Here is a 24793-nt window from a genome sequence, read left to right as displayed (position 1 = left end):
TATAACAGATATCTTAAGAGGGTCTTTGTTTGTATAAATCATTAAATGATGAATTTGATCCGATTAAATAAATAAATTAATGCCTGATTGATCTGCTTGACCGAGATAATATCCTACTCCGCCTATTTTCACACCATCAATGAGTTCTTCTTTCTGTATTCCCATCACATCCATAGACATCTGACAAGCCACGAGCTCAATCCCTTGTTCTTTAGCGGTTTCCATTAAATCCTCAACGGACGAGATGTTATTCTTTTTCATAACGCCGCGAATCATCTTCGATCCAGCTCCCATCATATTCATGCGGGATAAAGGAAGCTTACGACTGCCGCGCGGCATCATGAGCCCAAACATTTTGCCGAGAAAATCTTTTTTCACTTGCACAGATTCGGATTTACGAAGGACATTCAGTCCCCAGAAGGTGAAGAACATGGTGACTTTCTTGCCGCTTGCTGCTGCACCGTTTGCGATGATGAAGGAGGCAATGGCCTTATCTAGATCCCCGCTGAATACGACCATGGTTGTTCCTTCGGGCGTTTTAGCAACACTCGCGACGTTACTTGGTTCCGCAGATCCATTTGCTGTGTCTTCGCTGTTTATTTCTGTTTCCTTTTTCTTTAAAAGTGCTTTGATCTGCCCATCAGGCAATCGCTCCACCTGAAGCGCGTCATGGTTAGACATCCGTGCAAAGGATTTGACATCTTCGTAAAAGCCGGGATCGGTTGCCGTAATTTGTAGCACTTGTCCTGGGCTCAGACCATCCATAGCTCTTTTGGCCTCGATAAGAGGTCCGGGGCAGGATAAGCCGCAGGCATCCAGGTGGATGTCAGCAGAAATGTTATTTTCAGATAATTGCTTTGTCCCATTTGGGTGAGCAGCATCTACGGAGTTCGTCGCTGCAGGTGCAGGAGTGGATGCAAGCGTAGATGTTAATGTTGATGTTGATGAAGATGTAGATGTAGATGTAGATGAAACATTTTTCTTCTCCGGTTTAAATGTACTCATCTTATACGTCTTGTAACCTCCTGTCAGATTGCGAACACGATAGCCATGCTGCTGTAAAATGCGGGCAGCGGTGTATCCGCGCAGACCAACTTGGCAGTACACCCAAATTTCTTTGTCACGGTCCAGCTTATGCATACGTTCTCTCAGCTCATCGACCGGAATATGCAGGGAACCGGGAATATGTCCATTCTGATGCTCAATTGAAGATCTCACATCGACCAGTAAAGACTCGCTAGAATTCCTGTCACTCAGTTCTTCTAGTGTAAATACATTCATTCGTCCTGTCACTACATTCTCCGCAACATAACCCAGCATATTTACAGGGTCCTTAGCAGAGGAGAAAGGAGGAGCATAGGCCAGATCGAGTTCGGTGAGGTCAGTAACAGTTCCGCCAAAATGGAGAACGGTCGCGATATCATCTATACGCTTGTCCACACCTATTCTTCCCACGGCCTGTGCTCCGAGAATCACACCTTGCGGATCAAACAAAAGCTTGATCGTCATTGGTGTTGCTCCAGGATAGTAAGCTGCATGTGCATTAGGATGCACATAGACAGTGTGATAGTCGGTACCGAGCTCTTTCAGCTTCTTCTCGGTAAGTCCGGTTTGGGCACCGGTTAGCTGAAATACTTTAATAATGGATGTTCCGTAGCCGCCTTTATAAGTTGTTTTAAGACCGGCAACTCGGTCTGCTGCAATTCGGCCTTGTTTATTGGCTGGGCCGGCAAGCGGGATCGCGGTAACTGCTCCGTCTTCATGAATCTCTACGGCATCACCGACTGCATAGATATTTGGTATGTTGGTTTCTAGTGCCGTATTGACCTGAATATGACCACGGCTTCCAAGGGCAATGCCGCTGTCTTTCAGAAAACCGGTATCTGGTTTCACACCCACGGCGAGGATGACAAGGCCACTCGTGAGCACTCGGCCGCTGCGGAGAGTAAGGGTGACTTTGCCGTTTGTGTCTTTAAAGGACTCTACCGTGTCCTGAAATAACAACTCCACTCCCTGTTGCTCCATTTCCTGAGCCATTATATTCGACATTTCGCGGTCAAATGTACCGAGAAGTTGATCAGCTGATTGGACCATCGTTACTTCAAGTCCAGCTTCCTTAAGGTTCTCGGCCATTTCTACTCCGATATACCCGCCGCCTACAACGACAGCTGTTTTTGTCTCAGGTGAGATCACCTGTTTTTTAATCCGATCGGTGTCTGGTATGTTCCGAACCGTATGGATTTGGGGGTGATCAATGCCTGGCAGAGCAGGGCGGATCGGTGCAGCGCCTGGGGATAGGATGAGGGCATCATAACTCTCTTCATAAGTTCCTTTTTCTACACTGCGAACGGTCACTGTTTTTCTTTCGGGATGGACAGCAATTACCTCGCTCTTGGTACGAATATCAAGGTTGAATCGCTGAATCATCGCTTCGGGTGTCTGCACAATAAGCTTAGAACGATCAGTGATCGTATCTCCGATATAGTAGGGTAATCCACAGTTAGCGAAGGATATGTACTCATCTCGTTCAAACATGATAATATGTGCTTCTTCATCGAGTCTTCGGAGCCGTGCCGCTGCGGATGCCCCGCCTGCTACGCCTCCCACAATGATGACTTTTTTACTCATTTATTTGTCCTCCTGAAAAAATAATTCCATTAACCCTTTTACGCGGGGGTCTTTTACTGTATAACGAACTTCAAGTCCATGCCGCTCCGTCTCAACGATGCCCATACTGCGTAGTTTCTGCAGATGCTGGGAGACTGTAGATTGTGGCAAACCAAGACATTCCTGCATGTAAGTCACATTACAGTGGCCTTTCGAGAGTAAACCTCTAACGATACAGAGTCTGACAGGGTGAGCGAGTGCTTTGAGACATTCGGACATCTCGTTATATTGTTTAATATCGTTATCCATCATTTCATTCCACCTCAGCAATTTGTATATCACTATATCGCTATATTACGTTATAATGATATTAAAGTCAAACGTTGAGCAAAAGAAAACCCAAGCACTCGCATTTCTGCGAAGCCTGGGCTTAAGTTTCGATCCTGCTTTGTATGTTATTTATTCCTTCACTGCTTGAAGAACGGCATATCCATAGGCAGGAACCACAATGGAGAGTTGGCCATTATTCACCGGTTGCTCCATACCAGAGAAGAGGTCAATATATTTATCGGATTTAACGGATACATTAAATTGCTCCGGTTCATCCGATTTACTCATTAGCACAAGAATATCTTCCTTATCATTTTTCCGCTCAAAAACGATTCTTTTCCCTTGTGGTTCGGCTTCAATGAACTGAATCTCGCCTGTCCGAAGCGCAGCATGGTTGAGACGGAGACGGATTAGTTTTTGGTAGAAAGAGAATAGTTCCCGGTCTTGCTTTTTTTCGTCCCATTCCATGCATTTACGGCAGTCTGGATCAAATTCTCCGTCCATTCCGATCTCGTCTCCATAATAAATGCACGGAGCGCCAAGATACGTAAACTGGAAGAGTGCCGCAAGTTTCATTTTGCGCTTATCTCCATTACAAAGGGTTAGTAGACGAGCGGTATCATGACTATCCAGCAAGTTAAAGGCGACTTCAGAAGCCTGGAGCTGATATCTAGATAACTGGCGACCGATCGAGTTAGCGAACTGGTAAGCATCCATCTTGTCGATTACAAAGAAATCATTAACCGCGTTAGTGAATGGATAGTTCATGGAGGCATCAAACTGATCTCCTTGCAGCCATGGTGAAGATTCGTTCCACACTTCTCCGAGAATATAAGCTTCAGGGTTCGCTTTTTTAACCGTACTGCGGAACTCACGCCAGAACTGATGATCGACTTCATTCGCTACATCAAGACGCCAGCCGTCTGTTCCGACTTCTTTGATCCAATATTCAGCTACCTTAAGTAAATATTCCTTCACCTCTGGGTTTTCAGTGTTAAGTTTCGGCATCAGCGGTTCAAAAGAAAAAGTCTCGTAGGTAGGAATGCCGTCTTCCACATCAATCGGGAATTTACGAACATGAAACCAATCTTTATATTTGGAATTCTCACCGTTCTCTAGTAAGTCGACAAAAGACTTGAACGTACGTCCAGAGTGATTAAATACAGCATCAAGCAATACGCGGATTCCGCGTTCGTGGCATAAGTTGACGAGCTTCTTAAGTGTATCTGCATCACCAAAGTGACGATCCACTCGCAAATAGTCTTCTGTATCATATTTATGATTAGTGGTTGCTTCAAAAACAGGGGTAAAGTAGATGGCTGTAATCCCAAGTTCAGATAAATAATCGAGATGATCAATTACGCCTTGAAGATCACCGCCAAAGAAATTATCCCGCTCCGGCTTACCGCCCCAAGGGAGGACTCCTTCCGGGTCGTTACTTGGATCTCCGTTAGCAAAACGCTCAGGAAAGATCTGATAAAACACGGCATCTTTAACCCAAGCGGGCGGGGTGAAGACATCAACCGGATTAATATAAGGGAATTCAAACATCCGGTCTGGAGTTTCCGGTTCTTCTTCTAAAAATTCATTTTCGTCCATCCATATCGATTCATTATCACTCTCCAGATGGAAGGCATACCGTAACCGGTGATAAGGTGGTTTTACTTCGCATGTAAAATAATCAAACATAGAATCAGATGTCCATTTTCTAAGCGGAAGATACATTTTTGTTTTCTCCCAGTCATATTTGTCACCGGCAAGAAGCGTGATTTGGTGGACATCATCTCGTTTGGTTCGAATCCGGATATGGATCGTATCTTTGTCATATGCGTAGGCCCAGTGCTGTTTTGGGTGATGATAGATAGCTTCTAATAACATGAGAGAACCTCCTGAGTAGTAATGATGGTGTACAAAATTTTATAAAGAGTAAATCAATTTCATCATACCTCTAGTGACTTTCATCAGAACTATATATAGATCGAAACGGTTTCATTTGTCTATATATATAGTTACAGTTTATCGTTGAAGAGTTATGAATCTGGGTGTTGCTGGTATCATCGGAATTTGGTCAGAGAACATTCAATCTGTTTTATCTTTACCCACATTAAAAAAGGTACAACCTAAAGAGAGGATCATTCTCCGAGGTTGTACCTGAAAGTCATCAGATAACATTGCCTTTAATTTATGTTTCATGTTCATTTCGTCTTAATCGTTAAACTCTTCTTAATATACCATGTATTTACAAAAATCTGCAATCATGAGAAAAAGGAAGATATAGATTATTTATTTTGAATTCCTATTTCATTTTTATTCAGAGAAGAAAGGACGTTAAGAATATGACAACACTTTTATATATTGAAGATGATGAAGAGATTGGAGAAATGGTTAGATCGGATCTGGAAGGGCGAGGTTATCGTGTAGTGTGGCTAAAAAGCGGAGAGCAGGCATCTGCTAATGTAAAGGAATGCAGGCTTGCAATTCTAGATGTCATGTTGCCTGGCTTAGATGGATTTACGATCGGTCAGCGTCTCAAAAAAGATCATCCTAGTCTGCCGATCCTTATGCTGTCTGCACGAACTTCCATCGATGACAAATTGCAGGGTTTGGATTTTGCAGATGATTATGTAACCAAGCCTTTTCATCCAGATGAGCTCGCTGCTCGTATTGAGGTCCTTCTGCGAAGACACGGAGAAACACCGGCAGGTTTAGGGGAAATCCGCATTGGACATCTGCTTGTGAAGGAAAAAGAAGGACTTGTACTTGATACACGAAATCAGCAGGAAATTTCGCTTTCGGGTAAGCAGTTTCATATTTTCTCTTATTTTGTCAGGCATTTGGGTCAAATAAGAACCAAGGAACAAATCTATGAATCTGTATGGGGAGAGCCTTATATAGAGGGGGACAAGACACTTATGGTACATATTCGGCATCTGCGGGAGAAGCTGGAGATTGATCCGGGAATGCCGCTTATTATTGAAACGGTTCGGGGAGTAGGATACCGGGTGAAGGGATGAACATGAAGAAGCACAGGTTCATTCGAAAAAGGAAAAGAGATCTGTTTAAAAACTCGCTCATGTCCCGATATTTGCTCATTGTCATCTTGGCTATGGTGTTTTTGCCTGTTGTGTTTCCTATGGCTTCGCTTTTTTTTGTAGTATCTACTTCCTGGTTGAGTGATAAGACAGAGGTAACCCTGCCCTATGGAAGAACCAGCGAGATTGAATCAAAGTGGCATGAAGAAGCCAAGATGATGAAAGATCGATCAGACGAGGAGATCAAGTCATCGTTATTTAAGCTTGCACAAGAGTACGAAGAGGCACATCTGTTTTGGGTGAATACAGAAGGGATCGTTAAGTTTGATACTGCAGAGCGAGATAAAGGGACAGGAAGGTGGAGTCCATCCGATGCAGTTGAATACATGAAAAGTGCCGGAAATAATAAGGAGAACTTTATTGTTGTCGCTTTCGTAGGCGGGGGACAGAACAATGCTGGACGAGGATTCATATCGATTGAGGTGCCTCGGGTACTTGTAACCGCCTCGACATCTGACCACTTGGGTCTTCTGTATTATGGGCTGTTTATGACGGTGGTTCCTGCCATCTTTATTTTAATTTCATGGTCATTTTTCCGTCAGATTATTAAACGACTGATCCGGCTGAAGGGAGCACTTTCTACTCCAGGCGCAGATGGAATTCCGCTGCCGGTTGAGGTAAACAAAAAGGATGAGATCGGCCGATTAGAAGAGTCTTTTAACGGTATGGTTTCGCAGCTTAGGGAGAGTCAAGAACAGCAGAAAAAAGAAGAACATCTCCGCAAAAATCTGATCGCCGATTTATCCCATGATTTGAGAACACCTCTGACTGTAGTGCGAGGGCATGTGCATGCACTGAGTAAAGAGCTGCTTACGGATAGCGGGAAGGAGTCTCTTCATCTAATTGAAGGAAAAATGGACGATCTAGGCGGACTCATTGACAATCTTTTATCTTATAATCTACTGGCTAGTGGTAAATACACAATGAAACTTGAATCTGTTGATGTCCTGCGTATGGTGCGAGAGAGCATTGCAGCCTGGTACCCCGTATGGGAAAAAGAGAATTATGAAATTGATATTGATATAGATGATGAAGAAAAACCGGTCATTTGGGATGTGGACAAGCAAGGGTTTCGCCGCGTACTGGATAACTTGTTTCAAAATATAGTAAGGCATGCGAAGGATGGAAGATATGTCCGAGTTGCGGCTGAAACCCGAAGTGGCAAAAGTTATTTGATTATTGAGGATCGTGGTCCGGGAATAGATATGAGATCAGAGCATGCGGGTGCGGGGATTGGACTTTCCATTGTTGACCTCCTGCTCGCACGGATGGATCTTATTCGAATGGTGGAGTACACAGGACAAGGCACAAAAATTCTTATAACTGTGAAAGAGACTGCATAAATTTAAACGAATCTTAAACTTCCTGCTCACCTCGCTTTAACCTCGGCACGTTATGATAAATGCCAGAGGTGATTATACAATGAATGAATGGATGATTGAAACAGCAGATGTATGGAAGACCTACAGGGGCCGTGCAGCAGTAAAAGAACTGAGTCTCCAAATAAAAAGAGGAGAAATATACGGATTTCTTGGACCGAATGGTGCTGGAAAAACAACAACGATAAGAATGCTGCTTGGTCTTATTAAGCCGACAAAAGGTTTTATCCGTATTTTCGGAAAGGATATCCGCCAGCAGCGTATGGATATTCTTCGTAAGGTCGGCTCTCTGGTTGAATATCCTTCTTACTATGGACATTTGACCGCTATACAGAACCTAGAAACGAGCCGTTTGCTGCTGGGTGTCCCGAAATCACGAATAAGTGAAGTACTGAGAATCGTAGGTTTAGAAAAGGAAGCAAATCGGCCCGTAAAAGGCTACTCACTTGGTATGAAGCAAAGACTCGGCATAGCAAACGCTTTATTAGGCAATCCTGAATTGTTAATTCTCGATGAACCTACCAATGGTCTTGATCCGGCGGGTATTCAGGAAATCAGAGAGTTGATCAAACAAATGCCGTCAGCATATGGGATTACAGTTCTGGTATCGAGTCATTTACTTAGTGAAGTCGAACAGATGGCGAGTACGGTTGGTATCATCCGTGAAGGTAAGCTTGTATTTCAGAATTCAATTGATCGCTTACATCAAGAAGCAGGGAGCACGATTCGGCTAACCGTATCGGATGCAGAGGATGCTCTTCAGCTGGCACGGGAACAAGGGCAATGGGGACAAGTTGAAGGTTCGAGGATTGTGTTTAACCACATGGACGATATGGCTGTATCGACCCTGGTACGCCGACTTGTTGAGCATGATCATTCTGTGTACCGGGTGGAAGAACACAGACAATCTTTGGAGGATTTCTTCCTTCAGGTGGTTGGGTCCGGAGGGAGCATATGATGAAGTCGCTGCTTGCTTCTGATTTACTCAAAATACGTAAAAAAGGATTATGGTTTCTTGTTTTCTTTGCCCCTTCCGGGCTTGTACTCATGAATGCACTGAACTTCGGATTACGGCTGGATTACTTACAAGATCAGTACGGTAAAAGCGGAATGTGGAGTGGACTGCTTACCGCTTTCTCTATGTTTATTCCGCTCGCGATTATGCTCGGAGCAACTATTCTGAGTACCATGATGGCAAGTATTGAATATCAGCATGGTTCGTGGAAACAGCTGCTTGCTCTTCCCGTATCGCGCAGGTCCATATTTCTATCTAAATGGTTATTGGTAACCGGACTGCTGCTTATTTCCTGTGTGCTGTTGCTTTTCGGAATTGTGATCCTTGGAGCAATTCTTGGCTTTGAAGGGAGTATACCATGGATGGACCTGGCAAGAGTATGTTTTCTGCCCCTTGCAGCATCACTTCCTGTAATTGCTTTGCTTGCGACACTGACCATGACCCATGAAAATCAAGCCATATCGGTTACTCTAGGGGTCACCCTCTCTATTGCAGGATTATTCGGTCCTCAGTTTCCGGATTCAGTGCCTATCAGCTGGCCTATGTTCTCTGTACTGGCCCCAAACGGTTTACCATTTGCAGTCAAAGGGATTATACTTGGGATCCTTTGCTTGCTGCTGGGCATGCTCTACTTCCAGCGTAAGGAGGTGGCTTGAGAAGATATGAAAGCTTATCTAAGAGTGCTATCTGCTGAGAGATTGAAGTTGGTCAAATCTCCTGTCTGGCTGCTGGTGCTTGTCAGTCCAGTAATTGCTCTTCTTGTAGGGATTATGGCAGAGCCGTCAGGAAGTTGGACAAGTCTGATTAATGCCCAGGCTACGCTGCATGCGATGTTATTCCTCCCTATTTTTACAGGAGTATTTGCCTCCTATATTTGTCGATTTGAACACGCAGCGGGGGGATGGAAACAAGTACTTGTTCTGCCTGTGAGTCGTGCCCGCTTTTATGCAGCCAAACTGACTGTGATCATGGTACTGCTTCTTATGATGCAAGTCTTGTTACTCGGAAGTTTTCTTGTCGCAGGCGGTTTTCACGAGATGATGGGAGAGATTCCTTGGGCAGTGTTGTTCAAAAGCGTTTTTGCTGGCTGGGTTGCTTCTATTCCGCTTGCTGCCCTGCAGCTGTTTATATCCATGATGTGGAGCAGCTTTGGAGCACCGCTCGGAATTAACTTTATGTTGACCGTTCCCAATATACTGATCGCAAACTCGGAGAAATATGCTCCTTACTATCCATGGGCGCAACCTTTTTTAGTGATGATGCCTACAGAAGAGATGGACTTTGGGGCGTTTCTTGTACCGTATTCTACTCTCATTCCTGTTATTTTTGGAAGTGCAGTGCTTTTTGTTTTTGCAGGAATGCTTTATTTCAAACAAAAAGAAGTGTAGGCAATGTAAAAAAGGTGCTATCCTGCAGATTGGCAGGATGCACCTTAATTGCGAATAGCAAACCTTATTTAAACCAATTTCATAACTCATTTAACCGCTAAATTATTTATATTTCCGCGAAGGACCTGGCAGGAGTATTCGAACAGTTTCATTTCCTCTTCTGCTAGCTGAAGCTCGATCACCTCTTCGATTCCTCTGCCTCCAATTATGGCAGGAACACCAACGCATATATCTTTTTGTCCGTACTCTCCATCTAGAATAGAAGAAACGGCGATAATCTTATGATCATCCGTCAGGATGGAACGAGTAATGAACGCTATGGCACTGCCGATACCGAACTGAGTCGATCCTTTTCGGGTAAAGATCTCCCAGCCTGCATCCCGTGTCTTGCGGGAAATATCGGCAAGATCAAGATGCTTAAATCGTTCCTTATGCTGATCAAGGATATGAAGAATAGGTTTACCGCCGATCGTCACATGAGACCAGGCTACAAATTGAGACTCTCCATGTTCTCCAAGTGCATATCCATGGACACTGCGCGGATCGATAGAGAAAATTTCCGAGAGGATGGTTTTCAGTCTTGAAGAATCAATGGAAGTACCTGTTCCAATAACTTGGCTTCTCGGTAGACCAGACAGTTTCCAGACGAGATAAGTAATAATATCCACGGGGTTCGCAGCGACTACAAACACACCTTGAAATCCGCTTTCCATAATAGGAGCCACAATTTCTTTTGTAATCGTAACCGCTTCTTCTAATATATCTAGACGAGTCTGACCCGGTTTTGGGTTAGCCCCCGCCGTAATAATAATGACATCCATATCTTTGCAATCTGCATAGGTTCCAGCATGTACCTTTGTCCGTTGATAAGTAAAATCCATGCTGTGTGACAAATCAAGCGCTTGACCGAGTGCTTTTTCATAGGTTCGCCCGATCAGCATAATTTCACCCGCGATGGCTTGATTAATCATTGAGTATGCTGCACTCGAACCGACAAGACCTGCCCCAACAATCGCCACTTTTCCTGTTCTGCTTCTCATCGCCCATTGCCCTCCCGTTATAAACCGCACATGAAGAATAGAGAAACGAAGTTTTCTCCGTTTTATTATCCTTATATTCTATGCATGCATCTATTTAACGTTACATAAGATAACATAATTTTTGTGTATTTATCAATAAACAAACAATACCACCCATTATTTAGGAGTTAACCTCACATTCTAATGACAGGAGGGAGCTAAAGGATGGGAAGAACAGGGGAAGGTTCTGTCGAATGATAACGGAGAAAAGTCATAATTTATACCCGACAAAACTTCTTACGATACCGCATTCTTAGAAGAATTACGCCAAAGGAAATAAGATGAAAAGAACGAATTTAGAGTATAACAAGATTTATAGAGAGTCACCTGTGAGTGAAACGTCTCTATAAATGCTTGTCCATTAAATTAAGTACTCAGCTTGATGAGAATGATGTAACGAACGAATCCATTAGATAAGACTGTTGCTCGCGCAAACAACAGTTCTTAAGACGCCCTTATCCATTAGTTGACCAACGCAGGCATGGTTCATGACGAATGTTTTTACAAACCAATTGATTGTAAAATCCGGGAGGTAATGAATATGAATATGCATTTGAATGGTAACGAAACAGGAGCAACGACGGAGACTGCAAAAGAACTGGGCATTGGAGCGAGCACACTTCGTAAATATGCGGCGGCACTCGAAGAGCAAGGGTATCATTTTGAACGTGCGGCAAACAAGTCTAGATTATTTGGTAACCGTGATATTGAGCGGGTGAAAACTCTCATGACACTTCTCCGTGAGAAGAACCTGCCATTGCAAGATGCGGCTGTCATTGTCATGGAGATCGGCAGTGAAAAAGCAGCTGCTGCAAAAGAGATCGTGAACCCGGCATTGGCACACCATGCAGCTGCAACGGTTCAGACGCATTCGTCTTTAGAGCAGAAACAAGTTCTTCAGACGGCAGAGGTAACTTCTGCCCAAATGGAACAAATGAATGTAGAATGGCAGATGCTCCAAGAACGTATGGTGGAGCTTGAGCGAGAGCATGCAAAACTTCGTAAACAAAACGATGACCTGCAAGTGCTGGTGGAAGAACAGCAAACATGGATGCGGGAGAAACTGGAAGAGGACCGAGATCGCCAGTTGATTACGAATCTACGCAGCTATCAAGGACGGAAACAGAAGGCAAAGACCAAGGGGCATTCCCTCCGAATGTTATTTGGATTGCTTCCGAAAAGCAGGAGGGAGGCATGATGATGAGAGGGGGCATGGTGAAAATGCAGATGCAGAACAAAGCATTATCGCGCACCCATCGTAAACAGTCTCTTCGCTCACTTTATCGTCAGAAAGATTCAGTCCAAATTACAGGGCCTCCGGTAACTCAGGGTTTTTATTTTTAGATATTTAGAGTTACAATAGAAAGGAGGATTCGATAAAAGCGACAAGGAGAGCCACAAATGATTATTCTAAAAAGTAAAGACGAGATTCAATATATGAAGAAGGCTGGCGAGATTCTTGCCGCTTGTCATAGAGAGATTGCAGGGCTCATCCGCCCAGGCATTCAAACTCAGGAGATTGATGCTTTTGCAGAAAGCTTTATGAAAAAACATGGTGCAACACCAGAGCAAAAAGGGTATAACGGATATCCATATGCGACTTGTGCCTCGGTTAATGACGTGATCTGTCATGGTTTCCCTGGGAAATACGCGCTGAAAGACGGGGATATTGTTACCATTGATATGGTTGTTAATCTCGATGGCTGGCTTGCGGATTCCGCATGGTCTTATGCTGTAGGTAATGTATCCGAACCAGCACAGAAGCTGCTGGATGTAACCAAAACATCCCTTTATAAAGGAATTGAAAAAGCCGTCATCGGCAACCGGATCGGGGATATCTCGAATGCGATTCAGGTATATGCGGAAGCAGAAGGATTCTCTGTAGTACGTGAATTTATTGGTCACGGAATCGGACAAGACATGCATGAAGAACCGCAAGTACCTCACTATGGTCCTGCCGGACGCGGTCCGCGTCTGAAAGAAGGCATGGTAATTACAATTGAACCGATGCTGAACATCGGAACCTATCGCAGTAAGCTAGACAGTGATGGCTGGACTGCCCGGACACAAGATGGCGAATTGTCTGCTCAATATGAGCATACGATTGCGATTACCGCAGATGGTCCTATTATTTTGACTGAACAATGAGTACAAGCCGGTAAAGAGATGTGAGGAGAAGGGACGTACTTTTCCCATATACTCTAGGCAGTAAAGAGATCATAACGTAAGAAACAGGACTCCTTTTATCCTCCACATAAAGAGAGCCCTGTTTCTTTGTGTTTTCTTTTATTATAGGCGGCCGGATAGTTAGATTACGCACTGACAATAATAGCAACATACCCTAAGATGAAGCGGACACACTGCGAGAGGGCAGGTGTAAGTATGGTTAGAAAGGATGTATACACAAATTGAATAGCCGCAAAAGTAAACGTACATTCGGAAGTCCTCTGTTATGGGGAGCAGGAATTGTCGTTATTTTATTGATAGTACTAGCAGTAATCAGTGGAAGTGAGAAGGAAGAAGAGTCAAAGGTACTAACGGCGGTAACGAACGAAGAAGTATCCACCTTTTTGGAGCATGGCGAGTCAGGGTTTCTATATGTGGGCCGTCCTACATGTCCATTCTGTCGTGAGTTTATGCCGGTGTTAGAGAATGCTTCACAAAGTACAGGTCAGACGGTGTATTATTACAATACAGATGAAGGCCGTGAGCAAGATGAAGAAAAATTAGGGGCATTGTTAGACCAGCTTAAGATTGAATCTGTGCCGGCTCTTCTCTATATAGAGAATGGCAAAGAAGCAGACCGGTTAACGCCCGGAACAATAGATCAGGAAGCGATCACTGCTTTTTTAAATAGCAAAAAGTAAAAAGCTCTAGAAATTGAACACATCCGGTGTTCGATTCCAGAGCTTTTTTTATCCACTTAAGAACCCATGGTAGACTCCTTGACCCCAAAAGTTTCGTTGTAATGCCGCAGCATATACAGCCGCCAGTGAAGCAGCATCCCAAAAGCCAAAACAAAAAATAAGGCTCCTGTCTGAACTACGGTTATATAATTCTGTATGAATTCATGAAGTAGTAAGCGAACCGTAAGCAAACCGAGCAAGATGAACATGAAGCTTTTGGAGCTCGAAACATAGATCTGCCCATCTCTTTTCTCGAACTTGGTGCTTTTAATGAGCGGGTATGCAAATAAAAACCAACCAACCAAAAAAGCAACAATGGCCCATAGAAACGGGATGTGCGTTTGCGGCACGATAAACATCATAAATCCGGTGCTCATACCAAGGGGCGGAATGATAATCTTCCGTTTGGTAATGGGTCTGTTTGCTGCTTTCATACGAATAAAAATAGCACTAAGCGCAATAAAGATCATACCAATGGTTGCTGCAATTTGTAAAAATGAAGAGCTTATCGGCACGTATAGGACCTCTCTTTTGCGTGAAATCAAATTTATCTTCATTATATCATATCTCAATGAAAACACTCTTACCTAGTTGTTTTATGATTTGGATGTGAACTAAGCTTCTTTTCATTTCTTACCACCCGAATTATACTTAGACTGTGCTTGCCAAAGTAATAATAGATAAAGATATAAAGGATGGTGAATGCGTGGAATCTGATATCTGGAAACCTGCCGTAATCCTTGGGATTTTGGTGCTGATTTTAATCCTTGTTAATTATCCGTGGATTCAGTGGAGAGCAAACCCGAGTCGGACGATCGATATTGCGATTATTGATAAGTCAGTATCGGATCTGAATTATAACGAGCATAAAGGTCTAATTTGGATTTTAAACCAACAAAAGATAAAGGACCGAACTGGTCACGCTTATGTTAATGAGGAGAGTTATTACGGATTCAACCCAAGTGCTGTTAATCATATTCAGTCCCTTCCTTCTACGCTGCGAGGGAAAGATCTGATTTATGCAGCAGATACATATGGTATATACAAAAAGGAGCAACAAGCAGATCGGTCACACAAACAAAAGTTAATCTATGGCGGAATGAAATCAGAAGATGTCCAGAAAATACAGTATGCGACAGCAACAGGGACGACTTTTGTTGGTGAATATAATATTCTTGGTGACCCTACAGATAAGGAAGTCAGACAACAACTTGAAAATATGTTTGGTATAGAATGGACGGGTTGGAAGGGCAGATATTACAAAGAATTAGCGAATGTGTCTACACTTTTGAAACAGAAGTACACTCTCGTAGCTGGAAAGAAATGGACCTACCAGGGAGAGGGAATCATATTCATCAATGAAGAAGAGAACATGGTAGTGTTGGACAGCAGCGATTTAGAGGCTAGGTCATTTGGAGTTGAATTCTCGGAAAAAGGGTACGAATGGAGCCAGGTGAAAGGGAAAACAAGCTATCATGGATGGTTTGATATTGTAGAACCTCGCACAAGGGCTGAGGTAATGGCAGAGTATACGATGGATCTGTCACAGTCTGGAGCAGAGAAATTAACAGCGGCGGGGATTCCCGATCATTTTCCTTCCATTACTCGGTTTGATCATACAACACATTATACTTATTATTTTTCAGGAGATTATGCAAACCGTGTGGACACGCCCTACCCTACTCAGTATATAGGCTGGGATGCAGTCATGAAGTTTTTTATTCCAAGAACACATCAAAATGCATTCTACTGGGAAGTATACGTACCGGTTATGAAGCAGATCTTCAGTGAGATTAAAGCATCGTCGTGAGAAACAGATCATGAAAACAGGTCATTAAAATAACAAGGTGGCCTGTCTTGACAAATGAAACTGTCACCATTATAGTAACATTTTTACATGTGTTTCCAGTAGGTAGTAAATCATGGTTTGATTTTAGGAGGTTTGCGTAACATAATAGGGTAGAAACAGATAAGCACGGTAAGATTATGGGAGGGCAGGATAATGAACAGTGAGTTTACCATTGCGGTGCATGGTCTGTTGTATCTGGGAGTCCGAGAAGGACGTATTGCGAAAAGTGAAGATATTGCCGAAAGCGTGACAACTCATCCAGCGAGAGTACGGAAAGTTCTGAGTGTACTCCGTAAGCATAGATATGTGACAACCAAAGAAGGAGCCCACGGAGGATATATGCTTAGCAGCAATCCCTGTGATGTTAGGTTAGGAGATTTATATCGACTATTTGCGCTTGGTTCCTTTGCCCCGCACTGGCGTTCTGGGGACGAGAGTTCGAATTGTGTAGTTTCTTCAAATATCAAAGAAGTTATGGGTACTATTTACGAGGATGGAGAACGGGTAGTAGAACTGTATCTGGATAGTATCACACTTGAAGAAGTACAGAAGAGGTTAACAGAAAAGGAAAAGCATCGTGCGAATCGTCTCCAATAAAGGGAGACAGAACACGTAAAGTCTGGCTGAGAAGCCGGGCTTTTTTTATTTTAATTTTCCTTTATTAGATTTTATAATACAATAATTACCATGAGATAATGAGATTGGAAGGAATGGTGAACTAGGCATGAATAAATGCAGTCACTAAAGGAGGAGTTCGATATTGAGTGTATACCATTCATATAAAGATGAAGAGTTAGCGACAGCTGTGAATCAGGCAGATTTCGGGGCGTACGAAGAACTGGTAGATCGAAAAAAAGGAGAGTTATATCGGATTAGTTCTGCTCTTACGAGAGAACATATACGGGCAGAACAGTTACTTCAGGATACAATTGCTGCTGTCTGGTATGAATGCAGGAAGAGCGAAGATCAAGAAATCGATGTACCGCTCCTTTTAGTGCAGACGCTGCTAATACAAGACAAGAAGAGGCAAAGCAGGAGTCGGCAGAACTTATCCTCTATGGAAGCAACCTCAATGGAACTAAGAGATGCAGATGAGAATACAAGCGAATCTCTTCCAGTGAAACAGATGATAAGCCAGCAGACGAAGCAAATAGAGCAGGCGATTAATCGCATGCCAGCTTCCGTAAGACAAGTGTTCCTGCTGACCTATCTTGCAGAGAAAGACAGCTCTGAAATGGCAACATACATAGGGAAGACAGAAACGCTCGTGACTCGTTACTCGCAGCAAGCGATGACGATACTCGCAAAGGAGATTGGAGAAAACAGTGAGGATATGCTTCGATCCTTGCTGAGGAAGCATTTTGAAGAAGAGCGAGAACGGATCGAGATTAATCTACATACGGGAAAGGTAGAAGCTGCTGTTCAGCAAGGATTGACAGAGGCAAGAAAAGAAAGAAGTTTCAATCAATACTCGAAGCGCAGGGTCTACCAATGGTCTTTTATTGGTGCCATGCTGATTATTGTATCTGCAATCATACTCTATATGTATACAGATAGTCGTTCCCCAGCTCATTTACATCAGCCGCTGAATGCAGAAGGGACCTTGGTTACACCAGATATGAGTTACTGGAAACGCACAATGAAACAGGAACCAGGCTTAGAAAAGCGTTTGAACGAAGGGGATTATCAGCCGATTGGGCAAGTGTTGCCAGAAAACAATGGATTGAGGCTCATTATAGATGGGGCTATGGATACGAGTACCGGCTTCATTCTATGGTATACGCTTGAAAATGTAGGAGGGACAGAAGCACCCTTGCTTGATAATGGGCTCATAAGGAATCGCTCTAACAAAATTGAAATTGGAACGGGTGATTCCGGTGAGGAAGGTATTCATTATATAACCAAAGGCAATAAGACGCAGGGCAGGCTAACCGTGTCATTATCCAACAATGCGTCGACTGACTTACTTGCAGTGGAGAAAGAAGTATCTATCACGGCAAATGCCCATGATGAGAGATTTCGTTATGCTGAGTTTGTGATGGATATTCCTACTTTCCCAGAAAAGCCGATGAAAACAATTGATGTAAATGAACACTTTACGATTCAAGAGCAGGAGTATTATATCAAATATATTTCCATGTCTACTCAAAATACAAGGATACGTGTAGAAGCGGTAGGAGCCAAGAATCAATCTGAAGCGGATGATGCTGTAGGACGCTTAGTAGATCCAAGTCTGTATGTAGTAAACAAAAGCATTTTAGGTACGAGCAGAAAATCGCATTCATTACTGGAGAGCTATGGCTCTGATCTTATTTTTGAATCAATCTATTATGAGGAGTACACAGAGCTTAGCCTCCAAGTGGAAGGGTTTAAGAAGCTAGAGGGGGATTATGTGTCATTTATTATAGATTCGAACACAGGTGGAGTTATGCATAGTGATATGAATCTACCAAAATATATGAGGATTTCAACAGCAACAAATGAGGAAACACTTTACCTGCACTATCCACTAGAGAATAGAGATCGTTATGGGATATACGGAAATTTTATGGATGGTGGGGGAAATCGTTATAAAATTAGCGGATCAATTAAGAAAAAAGATGAAATTTTGTATAAACTTCCGAATGTACCTTATGTCCAGCCTCTCAGTTTTCGGTTCTATGAGAAAAATGAATCTGAACTGAATCAGAAGGAAGAAGATCCAAGTGTACACAATCGTCTCACCATTCCTATGGTGAAGAAGTAAATTGCAAGAGAGCTAATAAATCATTATATGAACCTCGAACAATACGGAAAGGTGATGACATATAACCTTGAATACACATCATCAATTACCAGACGAACAACAATATCCGGCAACAGGTACCCGGGAAAAGTCAGCATATGATGAGTTAATACAGCATAGAGCTCCTGAATTATACATAGTAAGCTATGCACTGACGAGAGAACATATACGGGCAGAACAGTTACTTCAGGATACAATTGCTGCTGTCTGGTATGAATGCAGGAAAAATAAAGATCAAGAAATCGATGTCCCGCTCCTTTTCATGCAGACGCTGATAATACAAGACAAGAAGAGGCAAGGCAAGAGTCGGCAGAATTTGTCTTCTATAGAAGCAACCTCAGTGGAGGGAACTTCTATGGGGGAAATTTTTATGGAACCAAAAGATGCAGATGAGAATCCAAGCGAATCTCTTCCAGTGAAACAGATGATAAGCCAGCAGACGAAGCAAATAGAGCAGGCAATTAATCGCATGCCAGCTTCCGTAAGACAAGTGTTCCTGCTGACCTATCTTGCAGAGAAAGACAGCTCTGAAATGGCAACATACATAGGGAAGACAGAAAAGCTCGTGACTCGTTACTTGCAGCAAGCAATGACGATACTTGCAAAGGAGACTAGAGAGAACAGCGAGGATATACTTTCATCCTTGCTGTGGAAGCATTTTGAAGAAGAGAGAGAAACACTGCGGTTAAACCTAGCTGAAAAGAAGTGGGAATCTGCTGTGCAGCAAGGTTTGCAGGATGCAAGGGAAGGCAAGAAACCACTGCGTCGTACGAGGAATATAGTAAGCTGGTCTATTAGTGGGGTCATTACAGTTCTTGCTGTCATGCTCTTTGTTTTCAATCCATGGGCTCCAGAAAAAGTCCATGAGGCATTGAATCGGGAAGGAACGCTTGTTGTACCTGACCTGAGTTTTATGATGGAGACAGGTGAGGAGGATAATATTATCAAGGAAAAAATAGATGACGGTGATTATGTAGAGCTGGGTCAGGTGATGGAGACGGATAACGGTGTGCGTCTCATATTGGATGCAGCCATGAACTTTGGGAGAGAGAAATTATTTTGGTACACCCTTGAGAAGGGGGAACTGCAACACATTCCTTACATCACAGGGGAAATCAGGGATGCAAGTGAAACAGACTTAATTGGGAATCTTCAAGGAACTAGAAACCTTACAAGTGAGAGTGATTCATCCTTGAAAGGGATGATGTTATTTACCAAAAATGATAGCTCCCTGCTGAAGTCTACGGAAGGGGCAATAATGAAGTTCGTAGTTGAAACTCAGGAGGATCAACGTAACCGTAACTATAGTCTCTCTACGCCTTATCCTAAACTGCCGGAAGAGGAAGCAAAACATGTGATGCTGTACGATAGCTTTACTGTGGAAGGGCAGTCTTTTGAATTAACTGAGCTGATTATGACAACGGAATATACCCAAGTGAGATTGAAACCAGATCCTGAGAATAGGTATAGTATCGACAGTATAGATAGCATTGTTCTAGAAACAGGGACTGACGATAACCGCCGTGGATATGGAACTTTTGAAATGGGAGTCGATTATCTTCTTTTTCCATCCATTTATTATGAAGAATTTGATCATCTGCAGATTAGCATGGAAGATACCTTAGTGAATCTTGATCCTGTTCTAGTGGTTAATACAGACAACGGCAAGATCATTTCCTCACCTAAAGATTCAGCAGATGTTACTACCGAATTATCTATTGATCACAGCGCAATCGAAGATGGTTATTTTACAGTCCATTTTCCAAACTGGAAAGAAACAGATTTTCATGTTTCCAATCAGTATGAAGATGCGGCAGGGAGTTCTTATTTTGTTCAGGATAATGAGTATAGTGTGGAAGACAGGACTACTTCTTTAAAACTGAATGATTTTAGACATGTTCAGCCATTAACTTTTCATCTGACGTCTTATTCAGATACCACCGAGAATAACTCGATGCGAATCAGTATCCCACTCATTGATTCTACAAATAACGTAAAGGAGTAAATAAATTCATGGCAAAAATAAATCGAGGGCGCTACACAGCGAAAATGGAGCAAGGATATGCCGTTCTTATCATTGGCATGCGCGTGAATAAACTGTGGGCGATACCTTCTTGTCTGCCTGTATTCACCGCTATGGGCCGGATGATCCGCGAGCTGTATACGAACAAGGAATGGGGATTCTTATCTGCTGAGTTCATGTTTACAACTCGTGGTGCTACCGTTATCCAGTACTGGCGCTCGTTTGAGGATATGGAGCGATATGCTAGAGAGGGGGGCATACATCTAAAAGCCTGGCGTGAATTTAACCAGCTCTCTCGTAAAACAGATGCGGTAGGTGTTTACCATGAGAGCTATCTCATCGAGCCGGGACAATATGAAAATGTGTACGTTAATATGCCATCCACTGGACTTGGTAAAGTGGGAAACTTATTTTCAGCTGATCATCATCCAGCAGCAAGGGACCGGCTGAAGTACAACGAAAAACATGAAGAATAGGTCTTTTCGTTATACGCTTGATCGCTTAACAAGTTCAAATGGGATCGAACGTTTCATTGTTCCGCCCGTCGCCGTCTGCCCTGCTTTTCTCATCTCATGGAATGCGTGAAAAGCTTCCTGACCAATACGCTTCAAGTGTTGATCAATGGTTGTCAGTTTCAGAGCTTCTGAGATCAGAAGGTTATCAAAGCCCACAATCGCCAGATCTTCGGGAATTCGAAGTCCTGCTGCCTGTGCTTGAAGAATAACGCCTGCTGCGACCTCATCGCCTGTTATGAGGAGAGCAGTGGGTCTTTTTTTCATATTCATCATTCTCTCCACAATACGAATCCCATCTTTCATTTCCGTACTATCATCAAAAATCCACTCCGGGTTTAGAGGTACTCCGAGTTCCGCAAGCACAGAAGTATACGCCATATACCGCAGCTGACTGCTTGTACTATGTGCGCGGCCGATACAGTATCCGATATCTATGTGCCCATGTTCGGTTAAGTGTTTCATACCTGCAATAAAAGCATCATAATGATCCGTATATACAGAAGAGATCCGCTCATCTTCTATATATTCACAGGTCACGATCGGACCATATGTCCCGTAGCTTGCAATTTCTTCTACAGAAAGGGATCTAGAGCAGAGAATTAGTCCATCGATCTGTTTGGTGCGAAGCAGATGAAGTGCTTGTTCTTCCTCGTTTCGATCATATCTGCTTTGATATAACAGCGTACCATACCCGGCTTCGGAGGCTTCGTCCATAATTCCGGACAGGATAGCATGAAAGTAAGAATGGCTGCTTGGCACAATAACCCCAATTGTTTTCGTCTGTCCTTTGATTAAATGTACCGCATTGGCATTTGGTGTGTATCCTTGCTGATCTATTACTTGCTGAACTCTCCTGCGTTTCTCTTCACTCACATAGGGATGTCCGCTAAGTACACGAGAGACAGTAGATACAGACACACCTGCCAGCATGGCAATGTCTTTAATATTGGCCATAGGACCCTCGCTTCAATAATCCAGTATTTTACACAACAAAGAATTCTTCTATAATCATTATAATCATGAAAAGGAAGAAACCAAAAAAGCCCCTATGAGAGGGGCTGTAAATGGACTTTGAAAAGAACAGGTGAACCTGAATCTTAGATATTTTCACCATTCGTTTTAATGACATCTTGGTACCAGTAGAAGCTGTCTTTTTTGATACGGCGCAGGTCCTTATCTTCCTCTTCATCCTGATTGACATATACAAAACCGTACCGCTTCTGATATCCGTTCAGCCAGCTCAGCAGATCGGTGAAGGACCAGCTGCAATACCCAATGAGCTCGACACCATCCATCATCGCTTCTTTGCACTGACGAATATGAGATTCTAAGTAAGCAATCCGGTATGCATCGTGAATCTGACCGTCTTCTTCTAGTTTATCAAACTCGCCAAGACCATTTTCTGTAATGAAAATAGGCAGGTTATAACGACTGGTGATCCGGCGCATACCGATTCGAAGACCGATGGGATCAATCGCCCAGTCCCAATTCGATTTTTCTACATGAGGATTATCTGCTGTTTTATACAGGCCAGGGATACCTGTTGCTTCATTGCTTCCTTTTTTGCCGGTGTTGTTCATTTTCCCGAAAGATACACCGTCCAGCGGGTTATGCTCATACGTGATGGTCTGGTAATAGTTCACGCCAACGAAATCGGGTTTGCCTTTCAGCAGTAACTCTTCATCTCCCTCTTCAAGCGTTGGAGCGAGTCCGATGCTTTTAAGATGGCGATATGGAATGCTTGGATACGTTCCTCTGCAGTAAACATCCAGCCACCAGTAACTCGTAAATTCTTCTGCATTCTCAAAAGCGAGCATGTCTTTGGGTGAACTGGTTGCCGGGTAGGAAGGTGTATAGGCAAAACTCGGCCCAATTTTACCATCAGGTACATATTTGCGGAACGAATCAATGACCTTCGCATTGGCAAGAAACATAATATGATTCGCTTCATAGAAACGTTTGCGATCCCTCACGCCCGGCGGATGCAAAGCCTGCATAAAGGCAAGGTTGGTATTGTGATTCTGTTCGTTTAAGGATACCCAGTATTTCACCCGATCTCCAAATCGTTTAAATAGAGTAATGCAGTATTCGTTAAAGTCCTCAATGATCTCTCGGGACTCCCATGCACCGTATTTATCTTGAAGTGCTTGCGGTACATCCCAGTGATACAGCGTAAGAACAGGTTCTATGTTGTTAGCAATTAGTTCGTTAATCAGATTATCGTAAAACTGAAGACCTGCTTCATTTACTTTCCCTGTTCCTTCCGGATAAATCCGTGGCCAGCTGACCGAGAAACGATATGCCCCCAGTCCCATTTCTGCCATGAGCGCGACGTCTTCCTTATAGCGATGATAGTGGTCAACTGCTATTTTTCCACTCGTTCCTTTATATGTTTTTCCAGGAATCTCGGTATAAATATCCCATACGGAAGGTCCTTTACCGTCCTCGTTCCAAGCGCCTTCAATCTGGTAAGCGGCTGAAGCTGAACCCCATAGAAAATGCTCTGGAAAAGGATTTAGTTTCTCATGAATCATAGAGTGATTCCTCCTTATATAGGTTTACCTTTTTTTGTTGTTATCTAGCATGTACACAAGTAGGTTACGTTATGAAATGCATTTCAGAGCAAGTATGCATCTTATGAACTTTTTGAGAAATTGACAAAAATTAGAGGAAAGCAACTCTTATATGGTTAATAGAAAAGTAACTAGACTAGCTTTATTAAGAGGAGCGATCGATGATGAACGAACTAGTGCAAAGAGCCGATGAAGTATTATTTTATACAGGAACGTATTCGACAGCAGAAGAACCGAGTATTTTTCTTATCGCCGCCAATAAAGAAACTGGTCAAATGCGTGTAATGAATCAGATGGATGGCATTGGTCAACCTTCTTTTGTAGCACTGCATCCAAGTGGTGAGAAACTGTACGCAGTAAGTGAAAAAGGAGAAGGGGAACTGTTTACCTACCAAGTCGATGCCTCTACCAAACAACTTCATCTCTTAGACCGGAAATCAACGGAAGGTGCAGACCCATGTTATGTGTCTGTTGATGCAGAAGGTCGTTATGTTTTTGTTGCTAACTATTCGAGCGGAAGTGTGAATGTGTTTAGATTAGATGACTCGGGTCTTCCGGTAGAAATGAGTGCGAAGATCCAGCATGTAGGGGAAGGGTTCCGTAAAGACCGCCAAGAGGGACCGCATGCTCACTCTATTCTGCCAAGTGCCGATGGGAATTTTGTTTTTGTCTGTGATCTTGGGTTAGACCAGCTACTTGTCTACCGTAACGAGGATGGCAAGCTTTCGACCCATTATGAATTAAAATTACCTGCCGGATCAGGGCCTAGACATCTTGTCATTCATCCGTCTGAGAAATTCGCTTATGTTGTGAATGAGCTGAATAGTACGGTTACAGCCATGACCTATAACAAAAATCGCGGGGAATTCCAAATTACGCATCATATCACGACACGAGGAGAAATGGCGCAAGATGAGAATACAGGGGCAGATATTCGTGTATCTCCTTGCGGTCGATTCTTATATGCCTCAAACCGGGGGGATGATACGATTTCTCTTTTCCATATTAATGAGGGAACGGGAGAACTTACAGCCATAGAACAAGTATCTACAGGAGGAAAAACCCCGCGTAATTTCAATCTCCTTGCAGGTGGGCTGCTGATTGCTGCCAATCAGGGAACGAATAATCTTGTTTCTTTCCGCATAGATCGCGATACAGGCAGGCTCTCGAAAACAGGATTTGAATTAGAACTGCAGTCACCCGTTTGTATTGAGCCATTAAAATAAAAGAGCAGTCCTACGAAAAACATAAA

At 43.2% G+C, this 24793-nt stretch carries 22 protein-coding genes; 15 read left to right on the top strand and 7 right to left on the bottom strand.

Translation table 11 applies throughout. The features are described from left to right. Nucleotides 1-63: 63 nt before the first annotated feature. The 3 genes from KJS58_RS13535 to KJS58_RS13525 form a co-directional block, all read right to left on the bottom strand. A complete protein-coding gene (locus tag KJS58_RS13535) occupies nucleotides 64-2628 on the bottom strand; it encodes a CoA-disulfide reductase (RefSeq protein ID WP_213533011.1) in 2565 nt (854 codons plus the stop codon). After that, nucleotides 2629-2916, bottom strand: a complete 288-nt coding sequence (locus tag KJS58_RS13530; RefSeq protein ID WP_213533010.1) for an ArsR/SmtB family transcription factor — start codon at nucleotides 2914-2916, stop codon at nucleotides 2629-2631. It lies immediately after the preceding gene. Between the two features lie 150 nt (nucleotides 2917-3066). Beyond that, a complete protein-coding gene (locus tag KJS58_RS13525; RefSeq protein WP_213533009.1) occupies nucleotides 3067-4815 on the bottom strand; it encodes an alpha-glycosidase in 1749 nt (582 codons plus the stop codon). A 458-nt stretch (nucleotides 4816-5273) separates the two neighbouring features. Here KJS58_RS13525 and KJS58_RS13520 point away from each other — a divergent pair, with 458 nt between their 5' ends. From KJS58_RS13520 to KJS58_RS13500, 5 genes are all read left to right on the top strand, one after another. Next, nucleotides 5274-5951, top strand: a complete 678-nt coding sequence (locus tag KJS58_RS13520; RefSeq protein WP_213533008.1) for a response regulator transcription factor — start codon at nucleotides 5274-5276, stop codon at nucleotides 5949-5951. 59 nt (nucleotides 5952-6010) lie between these two features. Then, nucleotides 6011-7372 carry a HAMP domain-containing sensor histidine kinase gene (locus KJS58_RS13515; protein WP_213533007.1) on the top strand — a complete coding sequence of 454 codons (1362 nt, stop codon included), beginning with the start codon at nucleotides 6011-6013 and terminating at the stop codon, nucleotides 7370-7372. Between the two features lie 79 nt (nucleotides 7373-7451). Next, entirely contained in the window at nucleotides 7452-8366 is a 915-nt protein-coding gene (locus KJS58_RS13510; protein ID WP_213533006.1) for an ABC transporter ATP-binding protein, read from the top strand. Next, nucleotides 8363-9079 (top strand): ABC transporter permease, encoded by a 717-nt coding sequence (locus KJS58_RS13505; protein ID WP_213533005.1) that lies wholly within the window; start codon nucleotides 8363-8365, stop codon nucleotides 9077-9079. Before KJS58_RS13510 ends, KJS58_RS13505 begins: the two co-directional genes overlap by 4 nt. A gap of 6 nt (nucleotides 9080-9085) precedes the next feature. Next, nucleotides 9086-9811, top strand: coding sequence for an ABC transporter permease (locus tag KJS58_RS13500; RefSeq protein WP_213533004.1), 726 nt, complete (start codon nucleotides 9086-9088; stop codon nucleotides 9809-9811). An 86-nt stretch (nucleotides 9812-9897) separates the two neighbouring features. Here KJS58_RS13500 and KJS58_RS13495 read toward each other — a convergent pair whose 3' ends face one another. Next, complete coding sequence (locus KJS58_RS13495) at nucleotides 9898-10851, bottom strand: L-lactate dehydrogenase (protein WP_213533003.1); 954 nt, start codon at nucleotides 10849-10851, stop codon at nucleotides 9898-9900. Between the two features lie 580 nt (nucleotides 10852-11431). Here KJS58_RS13495 and KJS58_RS13490 point away from each other — a divergent pair. From KJS58_RS13490 to KJS58_RS13475, 4 genes are all read left to right on the top strand, one after another. Next, nucleotides 11432-12088: a MerR family transcriptional regulator gene (locus tag KJS58_RS13490; RefSeq protein WP_249717286.1), complete on the top strand. Its 657-nt coding sequence runs from the start codon at nucleotides 11432-11434 to the stop codon at nucleotides 12086-12088. After that, entirely contained in the window at nucleotides 12085-12234 is a 150-nt protein-coding gene (locus KJS58_RS13485; RefSeq protein WP_160035025.1) for a hypothetical protein, read from the top strand. The genes KJS58_RS13490 and KJS58_RS13485 overlap by 4 nt, the downstream gene beginning before the upstream one ends. A gap of 57 nt (nucleotides 12235-12291) precedes the next feature. Continuing rightward, nucleotides 12292-13038: a type I methionyl aminopeptidase gene (gene map, locus KJS58_RS13480; protein ID WP_213533002.1), complete on the top strand. Its 747-nt coding sequence runs from the start codon at nucleotides 12292-12294 to the stop codon at nucleotides 13036-13038. A 260-nt stretch (nucleotides 13039-13298) separates the two neighbouring features. Next, nucleotides 13299-13757 carry a thioredoxin family protein gene (locus KJS58_RS13475; RefSeq protein WP_213533001.1) on the top strand — a complete coding sequence of 153 codons (459 nt, stop codon included), beginning with the start codon at nucleotides 13299-13301 and terminating at the stop codon, nucleotides 13755-13757. 56 nt (nucleotides 13758-13813) lie between these two features. On the opposite strand, the gene KJS58_RS13470 is transcribed toward KJS58_RS13475, so the two are convergent. Further along, a complete protein-coding gene (locus tag KJS58_RS13470; RefSeq protein WP_283771280.1) occupies nucleotides 13814-14311 on the bottom strand; it encodes a CcdC family protein in 498 nt (165 codons plus the stop codon). 191 nt (nucleotides 14312-14502) lie between these two features. On the opposite strand from KJS58_RS13470, the gene KJS58_RS13465 reads away from it, so the two are divergent. From KJS58_RS13465 to KJS58_RS13445, 5 genes are all read left to right on the top strand, one after another. Next, nucleotides 14503-15606: a hypothetical protein gene (locus KJS58_RS13465; RefSeq protein WP_213532999.1), complete on the top strand. Its 1104-nt coding sequence runs from the start codon at nucleotides 14503-14505 to the stop codon at nucleotides 15604-15606. A 192-nt stretch (nucleotides 15607-15798) separates the two neighbouring features. Continuing rightward, nucleotides 15799-16242, top strand: coding sequence for an Rrf2 family transcriptional regulator (locus KJS58_RS13460; protein ID WP_213532998.1), 444 nt, complete (start codon nucleotides 15799-15801; stop codon nucleotides 16240-16242). A gap of 163 nt (nucleotides 16243-16405) precedes the next feature. Beyond that, nucleotides 16406-18391 (top strand): RNA polymerase sigma factor, encoded by a 1986-nt coding sequence (locus tag KJS58_RS13455; RefSeq protein WP_213532997.1) that lies wholly within the window; start codon nucleotides 16406-16408, stop codon nucleotides 18389-18391. Between the two features lie 67 nt (nucleotides 18392-18458). Then, nucleotides 18459-20435, top strand: a complete 1977-nt coding sequence (locus KJS58_RS13450; RefSeq protein ID WP_213532996.1) for a sigma-70 family RNA polymerase sigma factor — start codon at nucleotides 18459-18461, stop codon at nucleotides 20433-20435. 8 nt (nucleotides 20436-20443) lie between these two features. Then, nucleotides 20444-20929 (top strand): DUF4188 domain-containing protein, encoded by a 486-nt coding sequence (locus KJS58_RS13445; protein WP_213532995.1) that lies wholly within the window; start codon nucleotides 20444-20446, stop codon nucleotides 20927-20929. 9 nt (nucleotides 20930-20938) lie between these two features. Here KJS58_RS13445 and KJS58_RS13440 read toward each other — a convergent pair whose 3' ends face one another. Then, nucleotides 20939-21922, bottom strand: coding sequence for a LacI family DNA-binding transcriptional regulator (locus KJS58_RS13440; protein WP_213532994.1), 984 nt, complete (start codon nucleotides 21920-21922; stop codon nucleotides 20939-20941). A 143-nt stretch (nucleotides 21923-22065) separates the two neighbouring features. Beyond that, complete coding sequence (locus tag KJS58_RS13435; protein ID WP_213532993.1) at nucleotides 22066-23502, bottom strand: glycoside hydrolase family 1 protein; 1437 nt, start codon at nucleotides 23500-23502, stop codon at nucleotides 22066-22068. 200 nt (nucleotides 23503-23702) lie between these two features. On the opposite strand from KJS58_RS13435, the gene KJS58_RS13430 reads away from it, so the two are divergent. Then, nucleotides 23703-24767: a lactonase family protein gene (locus KJS58_RS13430; RefSeq protein ID WP_249717284.1), complete on the top strand. Its 1065-nt coding sequence runs from the start codon at nucleotides 23703-23705 to the stop codon at nucleotides 24765-24767. The last annotated feature ends 26 nt before the right edge of the window (nucleotides 24768-24793 follow it).

The sequence above is a fragment of the Paenibacillus sp. J45TS6 genome, assembly GCF_018403285.1.
In the GTDB taxonomy this organism is placed as follows: domain Bacteria; phylum Bacillota; class Bacilli; order Paenibacillales; family Paenibacillaceae; genus Paenibacillus.
Note: the sequence above shows the minus strand (reverse complement) of the source record. Positions and strands in the feature narration are given on the sequence as shown.

Coding starts and splice junctions, on each gene's coding strand:
- KJS58_RS13535 (WP_213533011.1), bottom strand. CDS start 2,628: ATGAGTAAAAAAGTCATCATTGTGGGAGGCGTAGCAGGCGGGGCATCC.
- KJS58_RS13530 (WP_213533010.1), bottom strand. CDS start 2,916: ATGGATAACGATATTAAACAATATAACGAGATGTCCGAATGTCTCAAA.
- KJS58_RS13525 (WP_213533009.1), bottom strand. CDS start 4,815: ATGTTATTAGAAGCTATCTATCATCACCCAAAACAGCACTGGGCCTAC.
- KJS58_RS13520 (WP_213533008.1), top strand. CDS start 5,274: ATGACAACACTTTTATATATTGAAGATGATGAAGAGATTGGAGAAATG.
- KJS58_RS13515 (WP_213533007.1), top strand. CDS start 6,011: ATGTCCCGATATTTGCTCATTGTCATCTTGGCTATGGTGTTTTTGCCT.
- KJS58_RS13510 (WP_213533006.1), top strand. CDS start 7,452: ATGAATGAATGGATGATTGAAACAGCAGATGTATGGAAGACCTACAGG.
- KJS58_RS13505 (WP_213533005.1), top strand. CDS start 8,363: ATGATGAAGTCGCTGCTTGCTTCTGATTTACTCAAAATACGTAAAAAA.
- KJS58_RS13500 (WP_213533004.1), top strand. CDS start 9,086: ATGAAAGCTTATCTAAGAGTGCTATCTGCTGAGAGATTGAAGTTGGTC.
- KJS58_RS13495 (WP_213533003.1), bottom strand. CDS start 10,851: ATGAGAAGCAGAACAGGAAAAGTGGCGATTGTTGGGGCAGGTCTTGTC.
- KJS58_RS13490 (WP_249717286.1), top strand. CDS start 11,432: ATGAATATGCATTTGAATGGTAACGAAACAGGAGCAACGACGGAGACT.
- KJS58_RS13485 (WP_160035025.1), top strand. CDS start 12,085: ATGATGATGAGAGGGGGCATGGTGAAAATGCAGATGCAGAACAAAGCA.
- map (WP_213533002.1), top strand. CDS start 12,292: ATGATTATTCTAAAAAGTAAAGACGAGATTCAATATATGAAGAAGGCT.
- KJS58_RS13460 (WP_213532998.1), top strand. CDS start 15,799: ATGAACAGTGAGTTTACCATTGCGGTGCATGGTCTGTTGTATCTGGGA.
- KJS58_RS13445 (WP_213532995.1), top strand. CDS start 20,444: ATGGCAAAAATAAATCGAGGGCGCTACACAGCGAAAATGGAGCAAGGA.
- KJS58_RS13440 (WP_213532994.1), bottom strand. CDS start 21,922: ATGGCCAATATTAAAGACATTGCCATGCTGGCAGGTGTGTCTGTATCT.
- KJS58_RS13435 (WP_213532993.1), bottom strand. CDS start 23,502: ATGATTCATGAGAAACTAAATCCTTTTCCAGAGCATTTTCTATGGGGT.
- KJS58_RS13430 (WP_249717284.1), top strand. CDS start 23,703: ATGATGAACGAACTAGTGCAAAGAGCCGATGAAGTATTATTTTATACA.